The 2571-nt window shown below is 49.6% G+C and carries 5 tRNA genes and 2 rRNA genes; all 7 read left to right on the top strand.

From position 1 onward, the window contains the following. Positions 1–1930: ribosomal RNA gene (locus ABZX02_RS43795) — 23S ribosomal RNA — on the top strand; the annotation flags it as partial. Positions 1931–2013: 83 nt separating this feature from the next. Beyond that, positions 2014–2129, top strand: a 5S ribosomal RNA gene (gene rrf, locus ABZX02_RS43790). 3 nt (positions 2130–2132) lie between these two features. Next, positions 2133–2205 (top strand) — tRNA-Val (locus ABZX02_RS43785). Positions 2206–2234: 29 nt separating this feature from the next. Next, positions 2235–2307, top strand: a tRNA-Asp gene (locus tag ABZX02_RS43780). A gap of 17 nt (positions 2308–2324) precedes the next feature. Further along, positions 2325–2397: transfer RNA gene (locus ABZX02_RS43775), tRNA-Lys, on the top strand. An 8-nt stretch (positions 2398–2405) separates the two neighbouring features. Continuing rightward, a tRNA-Leu gene (locus ABZX02_RS43770) sits at positions 2406–2487 on the top strand. 12 nt (positions 2488–2499) lie between these two features. After that, positions 2500–2571 (top strand) — tRNA-Thr (locus ABZX02_RS43765).

Raw genomic sequence — 2571 nt, 5'->3', positions numbered from 1 at the left:
CGGCAGTCAGACTGCGAGTGCTAAGATCCGTAGTCGAAAGGGAAACAGCCCAGACCAACAGCTAAGGTCCCAAAATATATGTTAAGTGGAAAAGGATGTGGGGTTGCACAGACAACTAGGATGTTAGCTCAGAAGCAGCTATCATTCAAAGAGTGCGTAATAGCTCACTAGTCGAGTGACCCTGCGCCGAAAATGTACCGGGGCTAAACATATTACCGAAGCTTTGGATTGATATTTTATCAATGGTAGGAGAGCGTTCTTAACCGCGATGAAGGTATACCGTGAGGAGTGCTGGAGCGTTAAGAAGTGAGAATGCCGGTATGAGTAGCGCAAGATAAGTGAGAATCTTATCCACCGTAAGACTAAGGTTTCCAGGGGAAGGCTCGTCCGCCCTGGGTTAGTCGGGACCTAAGGCGAGGCCGAAAGGCGTAGTCGATGGACAACTGGTTGATATTCCAGTACTAGATATGATCGTGATGGAGGGACGCAGTAGGCTAAGAGATGCCAGTTAATGGATTCTGGTCTAAGCAGTGAGGTGTGAGATGTGTCAAATGCATTTCTCTTTAACATTGAGCTGTGATGGGGAAGCAACTACGGTTGCGAACTCTCTGATGTCACACTGCCAAGAAAAGCTTCTAGCGTAAAGTCATATCTACCCGTACCGCAAACCGACACAGGTAGTCGAGGCGAGTAGCCTCAGGTGATCGAGAGAACTCTCGTTAAGGAACTCGGCAAAATAGCCCCGTAACTTCGGGAGAAGGGGTGCTGGTGTAAAAGCCAGCCGCAGTGAATAGGCCCAAGCAACTGTTTATCAAAAACACAGCTCTCTGCTAAACCGCAAGGTGATGTATAGGGGGTGACGCCTGCCCGGTGCTGGAAGGTTAAGAGGAGTGCTTAGACGTAAGTCGAAGGTATGAATTGAAGCCCCAGTAAACGGCGGCCGTAACTATAACGGTCCTAAGGTAGCGAAATTCCTTGTCGGGTAAGTTCCGACCCGCACGAAAGGCGTAATGATTTGGGCACTGTCTCAACGAGAGACTCGGTGAAATTTTAGTACCTGTGAAGATGCAGGTTACCCGCGACAGGACGGAAAGACCCCATGGAGCTTTACTGTAGTTTGATATTGAGTACCTGTAAGTCATGTACAGGATAGGTAGGAGCCATTGAAATAGGGACGCTAGTTTCTATTGAGGCGTTGTTGGGATACTACCCTTGACTTATGGTTACTCTAACCCGCTGGCATAATCGGCCAGGGAGACAGTGTCTGACGGACAGTTTGACTGGGGCGGTCGCCTCCTAAAGAGTAACGGAGGCGCTCAAAGGTTGGCTCAGATTGGTTGGAAATCAATCGTAGAGTGTAAAGGTAAAAGCCAGCTTGACTGCGAGAGCTACAACTCGAGCAGGTAGGAAACTAGGACTTAGTGATCCGGTGGTACCGCATGGAAGGGCCATCGCTCAACGGATAAAAGCTACCCTGGGGATAACAGGCTTATCTCCCCCAAGAGTTCACATCGACGGGGAGGTTTGGCACCTCGATGTCGGCTCGTCGCATCCTGGGGCTGTAGTCGGTCCCAAGGGTTGGGCTGTTCGCCCATTAAAGCGGCACGCGAGCTGGGTTCAGAACGTCGTGAGACAGTTCGGTCCCTATCCGTCGCGGGCGTAGGTAATTTGAGAGGATCTGTCCTTAGTACGAGAGGACCGGGATGGACTTACCGCTGGTGTACCAGTTGTTCCGCCAGGAGCACGGCTGGATAGCTATGTAGGGAAGGGATAAGCGCTGAAAGCATCTAAGTGCGAAGCCCACCTCAAGATGAGATTACCCATTCGTAAGAATTAAGAGCCCAGAGAGATGATCTGGTAGATAGGCTGGAAGTGGAAGAGTTGCGAGACTTGGAGCGGACCAGTACTAATCGCTCGAGGACTTTACCAAAAGAGTCAAATATAATATGCTTATGGTTTAAAAGTTAGAAGAATTGTTATTTAGTTTTGAATGTTCAAGGTAACATTTAATGATTTGGTCATCATTGCGATGGAGATACACCTGTTCCCATGTCGAACACAGAAGTTAAGTCCATCTACGGCGGAAGTACTTGGGGGTTGCCCCCTGGGAGATAGGCGAGTGGCCAAGTTTTGGGAGTTTAGCTCAGCTGGGAGAGCATCTGCCTTACAAGCAGAGGGTCAGCGGTTCGATCCCGTTAACTCCCATTGGTTGTTTCAGCCATTAAGTGAATAAAGGTTCTGTAGTGTAGCGGTTATCACGTCGCCCTGTCACGGCGAAGATCGCGGGTTCGATTCCCGTCAGAACCGTTAGTAGAAATACTAATGACTCGTTAGCTCAGTTGGTAGAGCATTTGACTTTTAATCAAAGGGTCGCTGGTTCGAGCCCAGCACGGGTCATAATCCTAGCGGATGTGGCGGAATTGGCAGACGCACTAGATTTAGGATCTAGCGCTTAACGGCGTGGGGGTTCAAGTCCCTTCATCCGCATACTAGGTATTAGCCGACTTAGCTCAGTTGGTAGAGCATCTGATTTGTAATCAGAGGGTCGCGTGTTCGAATCATGTAGTCGGC

Source organism: Lentzea sp. NPDC003310 (assembly GCF_040610935.1).
Classification (GTDB): domain Bacteria; phylum Actinomycetota; class Actinomycetes; order Mycobacteriales; family Pseudonocardiaceae; genus Lentzea.
This window is presented reverse-complemented; position numbering and strand designations above follow the sequence as displayed.